The organism is uncultured Brachyspira sp., assembly GCF_910588665.1.
In the GTDB taxonomy this organism is placed as follows: domain Bacteria; phylum Spirochaetota; class Brachyspiria; order Brachyspirales; family Brachyspiraceae; genus Brachyspira.
This window is the reverse complement of the sequence record NZ_CAJUPR010000022.1, coordinates 1-8,316: the sequence shown is the minus strand read 5'-3', so window position 1 is coordinate 8,316 and position 8,316 is coordinate 1. Positions and strand designations below refer to the sequence as shown.

The 8,316-nt window shown below is 28.2% G+C and carries 4 protein-coding genes; 1 reads left to right on the top strand and 3 read right to left on the bottom strand.

Features of this window, described 5'->3' with window-relative positions; all coding sequences use genetic code 11:
* Positions 1-1,300: 1,300 nt before the first annotated feature.
* The 3 genes from QZ306_RS10250 to QZ306_RS10240 form a co-directional block, all read right to left on the bottom strand.
* Positions 1,301-1,597 carry a hypothetical protein gene (locus tag QZ306_RS10250; RefSeq protein ID WP_295163582.1) on the bottom strand — a complete coding sequence of 99 codons (297 nt, stop codon included), beginning with the start codon at positions 1,595-1,597 and terminating at the stop codon, positions 1,301-1,303.
* Between the two features lie 1,145 nt (positions 1,598-2,742).
* A complete protein-coding gene (locus QZ306_RS10245; RefSeq protein ID WP_295163580.1) occupies positions 2,743-2,988 on the bottom strand; it encodes a hypothetical protein in 246 nt (81 codons plus the stop codon).
* A gap of 221 nt (positions 2,989-3,209) precedes the next feature.
* Positions 3,210-3,362, bottom strand: a complete 153-nt coding sequence (locus tag QZ306_RS10240) for a hypothetical protein (protein ID WP_295163579.1) — start codon at positions 3,360-3,362, stop codon at positions 3,210-3,212.
* A 1,849-nt stretch (positions 3,363-5,211) separates the two neighbouring features.
* On the opposite strand from QZ306_RS10240, the gene QZ306_RS10235 reads away from it, so the two are divergent.
* Positions 5,212-7,755 (top strand): transposase, encoded by a 2,544-nt coding sequence (locus tag QZ306_RS10235; protein ID WP_295163578.1) that lies wholly within the window; start codon positions 5,212-5,214, stop codon positions 7,753-7,755.
* The last annotated feature ends 561 nt before the right edge of the window (positions 7,756-8,316 follow it).

Sequence of the window (8,316 nt, the reverse complement as noted above, 5' to 3'; positions counted from 1 at the left end):
CGAAATCTTCCCCAGATAATTACGAAATCTTCCTCAGATAATTACGAAATCTTCCTCAGATAATTACGAAATCTTCCCCAGATAATTACGAAATCTTCCCCAGATATTTGCGAAATCTTCCCCAGATAATTACGAATTCATTCTCAGATGATTATAAAATCATTCTCAGCTGATCACAAAATCATTTTCAGCTGATCACAAAATCATTCTCAGCTGATCACAAAATCATTCTCAGCTGATCACAAAATCATTCTCAGCTGATCACAAAATCATTTTCAGATGATTATAGAATCATTTTCCGATGATCACATAATCATTCTCAGCTGATTTGTAACCAGAGATTTGATCGAATGACAATGAAATAAAAGCGCTAAGGAAGTTATTAAATAATAACCCTAACCGTAATCAGCATAAATATTCCAAATTTTATATTTTAAATAGTAAAAAATTAAATACATAATTTTCAATAGTTTATAACTTTTTATCAAGTCAGCATTTAATCACTAAAATTTAATATGTCATGCATTAGATATAATATATTATATATTTATAAAATATACTTGGAATAAAAATAGAATAACAAAAAGTTATATTAAAAATATAAAAAAAAAAAAGTTCTGGTAATCTTGAAAAGCTTCAACTAAATAGCTTTTATGAGCTCCAATAAAAAGGTCGTAAGCTTGTTTGCTTGCTTCAGTTGCTGGAATGTTACTTGGATAAAATTTGTTAATATCTCTTTTCTTGAAGTAGTTAAACAATAATGTATAGAAATCATTATTAAATCCAGAAACAAGATTCTCTATCACCTATTCTTTTATAAAATGTTTCCTATCTTTGTGTTCAATCTCTGTTACCCTTACTGGCTGCATTTTCTGATTCACTTCAAAAACACACTTTAGTTTGTTATTGTCCAAGAATTTATTGCAAACAACCAACTTCTTATTCTCAAGGCTTGTATTAAACCTGCCAACAATACTCTCAATACTGCTAACATTTTCTTTTGCATAGTTACCATTTGGATTCTTGGAAATGTAACTAATACATGACAAGATAATCATTAATTTCATCATAAAAGCAGATATTTTTGTTATTTCCTACTGAGTACAAATTCATTGCAGTTATTATCTTATCCTTGTATTTTCCTAAGTTTATTGTTGACAATAATTTACTTAATTGCTTTTCGCTAATGAAGGCAAAATCATAGGACTTATACTGTTTTACCTGACTGTTTTGTCGCAAATCCTTTAATGAGAAACTATCACGTAAATCACTTAATTAAAGGAGTAACTTTGTTAAGACCTTATGATTCAATGTATTGTTGTTTCTTGTTTGCATCCAGGTGATTCAAAATTGTGATGTTCCATATATTTGAATTCACTTGCTCACCAGTAAAGTACCATTCATTAATAACATCAACAACAAATTCTTTGCTGAAAGGTAAATGATATAAGTTAGCTAATGAGTCAAAAGTAAGTGGAAATTCATTAAGGAGCTCTTTTGTTATTATAATCAGGTCATAATAAATATCAAAGTCTTTATTATAACTTAATGTGTAGGCTCTTGTGGTTGCTGTTTGACCATAAACATCTTGCTCCATTTATCTTGTGTTATTGTTGGTTCATCACTATGTGTTGAGAAAGAGTAGTATCATCAATAAGAACTCTATGATTTTTTCTGTTTTGTTCCCAACCTAATCTGTAAATCTTGTCTTGTTATTTGTCCTAGCACTTTTGAAACGAGCTTGTTTTCATTTGGATCGCAAAAACGATTAACACCTCTTGTCCCTGTGTTTCATTATTGCTTGTAATTCTTTTGCCAATGATTTTAGTTAATGAATCAAGCCAATCAAATCATCTATTTAAGAAATGCTCAAAGTCAAATAAATGAAGCAAATACTCTGAGCTCATTAATATTTCAATGAAGAATTGCAGTGTGAAATCAAAATTGTCTATCTCCTCCCATCTGAGCTCTAATGGAATAATCTATGTACTTGACTGTTTTGTCAAAACTCTTTCTACGTACTCATCATGAATGATTTTGATTATTTCTGTCTTGGCCGCAGCTCCTTTGGACTAATATTAACAAGGCACTTTTCTTTGTTCTTTGGAATTATAACTAAATCCTTAACATTATTTTTAGACTTGATTGACTGCTAAAAACATAAGAAGGTGACAAAGAAAGAATTGAATCTGATTGCTAAAATTGGCCTTGTAATTGACCATAATATTTAATTTGACAAAAGGTAAATGTTATTATCTCTTTCTTGTTGTGATTGATTGCTGTTATTGAATTATGATAGTTGATATTAATTATTATCATTGATTCTGGGATTGGAATTGAATGCTGCTATTGAATACTGTAATTGATTGCAGATATTGAATATGAAATTGATTAGATTATTTAGATTGAATGCTAATTGATTTTTTGGAATTGATATTGAATATGTAATTGAGTTATTAATTTAATTATTGACATTGAATATGTAATTGATGGTTAATTATTGTTATCGATGTGATTACTGTTATAGAATACTAGATTGAATTCTAATTTGATTTTTGTCATTGGATCTGAAATGTATTCGAATGCCTTAATTGATTGCTGACAATGAATATGTAATTGATTAGATTCTGAATTGATTACTGATTGCTGTTATTAAAATTGGAATTGTTAATGTAATTGAATCAGAGATGCTTTCCAAAAAAATATAAAAATATATTGAATGGTTTACATTTATTATTTACTCTAACTTAAACTATATATTCTTTGCATTTTACCTTTCTCTCTGTTGAATCTGCTACTTATTTCATATTCATTTGGTATATCTTTTTCATTCTTGAAGCCATGGTGCTGATATAACTGTTTCTTGCCTGAAAACCCTCTATTTATGTCATCTTCTTTTATCATTACTGTATCAATCTTTATTTCTTCTTCTCTCAAACCGAGCTTTGGCAGTGAGGTTTGTATCTCATTAACTATTACTTCTCCCATTTTACTCATGCACTTAACCATTGAAACTTTGTCAATTAATAGCCATGTATATGCTCACAGTTGGTTCAGCCTTTTCTTGTCCGCCTTAAATGTAAACTTATCTTCTGGTACTCTTACTTGTCTCATATATAGATAAGCTGTTGAGTCTTCATTTCTCTTTCTTCCTACAAACGGTTCAATTGATGATACAGTATCTAATGGAGTCTGAATGAATATCGATATTAAATAATCCAAAATGACTGCTCTGCTTGAATGCATGAAGTAGCTATAAATATGTCAACATGTTTAGAGTTAATAAAATTATCTTCATTACTGATTTCTATTTCCTTCTTCTCTGAGTTATACAAAACCTTATTGAGTTCATTGTTATACATTCCTTTAACCTCTCGTACTCATTTTTATCTTCTACTTTGATTAATACCTTGTCATACAACCAGATAGGCTTTAACAGCCAATACACATTATTAATTGATGAAACACACTTACTAGCAGCTTCAGCCTATTTTGTAGTAGTAGAAATGATCCCTTCAAGACACTTAGATGCTGTTGAGAATATTGTTACTACTACTGGAACTAAATGTGTGATAGCTTCCTTGAATTCTTTAAATGCACCTTCCTTTGGGCATACTTTTATTTTTGAGGTGATTATTGTTTAAGATTACGTATAACTTTGAATAGAACTCCAGAGCTATATTGATAGCTGTCACAATGAATATGAACTTGTTATGAGGTACAGTGTTATCGATCCATTTCCTTATTGCTGTTGATTTCTCTGAACCAATGGATGCTTGACAAATGAACTTCTTTATGGCTTTCTCTGTGGTTATCTCTTCATCTCCTTTAGTATAGGCTATCTCATATTATTTAACATGAATGTTCTCAAACTCATTCCAGTCAAAAAATTACTAGGTGGCCATTTGGACAAAAATAATAATAATAATAAAAAACAAATAATGATGTATTTAATTAGAATGTATTTATGAATGGACTCGGGTGGTTGTTATGCTCGTTGAAGTAGATATTTTCTGTAGCTTTACTGACATAAAATTTGAAGCCTAGTAGAAATTGGGTCAGTGGCATAACAGAATTGACACAATGTATAGGCACGTGGAAACGAAATGAGAGCAGCCAGAGCGTATCTAAGCCTAAGCGAAAGAATACCAGAGCTTGGTTGCGAGTTGTATAGGCTGGAGGAGAGTGGCAATCACTGCATATACTACTGAATTAAACACTTAATATTGTTAGATCCGATGCATTGCCCATGTTGATGGTTGATAATTTCAACAAACTTTTTTTATGTTTAAAAAACATCATCTTATTTTTTTTGCTTTCTACGTTAAGATATTGATTGTTGAAGATATTAACAATTAGAGTTTGCATTTTATCGGACGAAATGACAATATATATTCTCTTTTCTTGTTTTTTAGCTAAAATCACACGTTTATATATGTAAATGACCTTTCAAGACATAAAATTATATTTGGTTATCTTTGATATTTAACTGCTACCATCTAAGCCTCAAATTTGTGAAATTTCATTTTTTATTTTTTGAAATATTAGTGAAACAGACTAATTCATATCTAATAATCCAATACACATTTAAGTATTTATTTAAAAATAAATTACTAACCTCAAATTAAAAAATTTGATGGAAAACAACAATTTTTTTCTTTAATGTATTTCAAAACTAACTTTAAAATATGAATTTTTCAATTATATATAAATAATAAATATTTTCAAAGTTTTTGTTAGCTAACAAAGAAAAAAATGATATTAAGTGCTCAGAATTGTTCTTTGAGTTTGCAATTTGTTATTGGTGTTACTTTAAAAATTTTATTAATTGTATTTTTTTTATCTTAAATTATTACTTTTCTAATCTTTATAATATATAAATTTCATAAACACTATTAAAAAAATTCAATTAATAATTTAAGTTGAGTTTTTTCCAATTTTTATAGACATTTTTCTTAATCATATTAAATAATTTTGTACCTAAATAAGATTTTATTTTATTTAATATCAAAACTGTCCGATAACATTTTATTTTTAATATAAATTATGAATTTAAAAAGATAAGATTATCGTTTCAACGATACCATTTTTTGTGTTCAGCATCCTTTCAAAATAAAAAAAGAAAAGGAATTAATAAATAAATATTTTATTCAAAATATTTCATTTGATCTGAATTATTTAATTTAATTTTTATATCACTTTTTATTATTTATGCAAGTTGAAACACCAAACAAATTTGTTGATTCCATCGAAAAAATCAAAAATCATCCTTTATCAATGTACACTGCTCATAACAATTCATTTTCCAAATACATTTCAAGTTTATATTCAAAATTAGATTGTGGAGTTCCATATGTTGCACGAAATACAAAAATGAATTTTGTGGGAACTAGAACATGGAGATTTGAATGTATTTTTGGTGGAAGAGCAAGGAATCAAACAAGGAAATCCAAAAAAGACTATCATTGCGGCTCATTTATCGAATTCACTATTACACAAAATGATCAAAAATTCGCTGTAATAAATTTTAAATCTGCTAACTGGGCACACACACATCCTATGGATAAATTATTCTTGGATGCAAACGGAATAATAAGTGACAAAAGAATAATAGAAATTAGAGAAATGGCACTTTTAGGTTACAAAGCAAGAGAAATAAGAAAAAAAATTAGATCAAAAACTATTAGAGCACGTAAATTTTATGATATCAGGAGAACTGTCAAGAAAAATATGCAAAAAAACGAAATTAATGATTTATTAACAAAATGTGAAAATTATCTCAATTATTTTCACATAATACATCACTGGAAACCAGATAACATAACAAAGACAAAAAAATATAATGGATCAGTCTTTATCTCAAAACGATTCTCAAATTTACCAATCGCAACTGATGTGGTATTCATGGATGACACATGCTGCGTAAACCAATACGATTTTCCACTTGTCGTTATTTCTTTTGAAGATTATAATGAATCACGCCAAATTCTTGCTTATTCTTTCATTCCAGGAAGAGAAAAAGATCACTTCAAAACATTTTTATTTGATGTCAAAAATCATATTCAAAATTCAATAAGAGTTTTTATCATTGATAGATGGCGGGCCCAAGTATGTGCAATTAATGAAATTTTCCCAGAAGCAAATATCGTTTTTTGTAAAATACATATTTATCGCAATATCAGATCTGTGTTTGGAGAAAATTCTAAAGTGGGCAGTTTATTCAATCAACTAATTCAAGGAACAATATCAGATGAAGTTTACTTAAGTTCATTGCAAAAAATAATTGACTCAATAAAAAAGCATAAAAGATTTTTAAGAAATCTCCAAAATGAATTAAAATCATATAGTCCATCAACACTTAATCATTTACAGCTGAGAGGTCACAGAACAACGAATATACAGGAAGGAATTTTTGGGACATTAAAACAAAACACAAATAATGATATTGTTCCTTTATCAGAATTATTTGAAATAATGAAAGATATTTTTGTATCAGGAATAATTAATTCAATGAGTATAATTCCTCAACAGTTTGAAAAAAAAGTGTCACAAATTGGATATATTGGACAAAGTGCTTTTAACAAATTAAATGTTGAATTAAAAGAAGCTCAGAAGAGAATTCATTCAATAATGTTTGGCAAACTTCAACAGAATCAAATATGTGAACTTTTAAATGAAGATTGTCATTGCACAATAAAAAGAGAATTTGGCCTGCCCTGCCACCACGATATTCTTAAAAACATAAAAAATAGCAAGTATCCATATATAACAAATGAAATGATTCCACAGATTTATTTAATAAAAAACTTTAATGAAACAGAAGATAACGATCAACATTCAGAAACTGTTGATGATCCCGCTGATATGAACATTGACTTCAGTTACAGCAACATTATGCCCAAATTATCAAAAATTGCCACGCATGCAAAAAACAATAAAGATATACAAAAGAATCTAATTGAATTATTTGATAATATACAGGCAATCGAGTTCGGAAATGACTATGAGCCGTTGACAATTCACGAAAAAGGCAGGAGAATAGGACGACCTTCTAATTGCGGAGCCAAAAAAAAGAAAAGAATTCACCATTGCTCAATATGCGGCTCAACGAAACACAATAAAAAAACATGTCATTTTAAACAATATGATGTAGAAAATAATATTGTAGACCTAAAGAATTCAGAAGAAGATTACGAGAAAGAAGATAATAGTAACGAAAATAAAGAAAATGAAAATGATACAGAGCTAGTTTTTGATGAACCAAGTAATGATAACGAAGAGGAAGATGATTCAGACATAGAAAGTATAGATGATTTTGATGATGATATTGATATTGTTTGGGATGATAAAAATGATGATAATGATAACGAGGAAGAAGAAGAGTCAGAAAATAATGCGAATAATGATTTATATTTTTCAGATGGAAACATCATTAATCAACATTCAAAAATCATTAAGACTTTATCAAAAAATCAATTATTAATTATTGAACAGTGCCCTGTGTTTGAAAAATTCTTATGGCAAATTGCTGAGAACAAAGACGCATCTGATAGAGCTTCAATTAATGGGGTTTATTTTGTTCAATATAATGATATCAAAAACTTTGCACAACGATATATGAAAGAGAATGAGTCACCAGAGATTGAAGCAATAAAGTTAATTTATGAGGTGAACTTTAATTCTCCAATTCCAAAAGAAATTATAAATGATATCCTTGTAATGTGCAAAACGTGGAACGAATCACCTGATTTTTAAAATAATTGACAAGTTTTGGCATAAATAATTTTTTTATATCTTTAATTTAAATTTTTGGTCAGAATACAAATTATTTGCTGAGCTTTCGCGTTAATTTATATTGTGCGTTTAATTATTCATTTCATGTTTGCATTTGTATTAGTATTAACACAATTATTCAATAAGTAAATAGCCAGAGTGTAGCACGAGAAAAGATTTCAATTTAAATTCTATTATTTCAATAAACTGCAGAATTGTAGTTGGTGAAAATAACATCATGAGATTGGTAAAATAATTATTATTATGATACAAATTGCAATTATATTTCTATATTCTGAAAATGATTTTGTGATCATCTGAAAATGATTTTATAATCATCTGAAAATGTTTTTGTGATCATCTGAGAATGATTTTGTGATCATCTGAGAATGATTTTATAATCATCTGAAAATGTTTTTGTGATCATCTGAGAATGATTTTGTGATCAGCTGAGAATGATTTTATAATCATCTGAAAATGATTTTATAATCATCTGAAAATGATTTTATAATCATCTGAAAATGATTTTGTGATCAGCTGAGA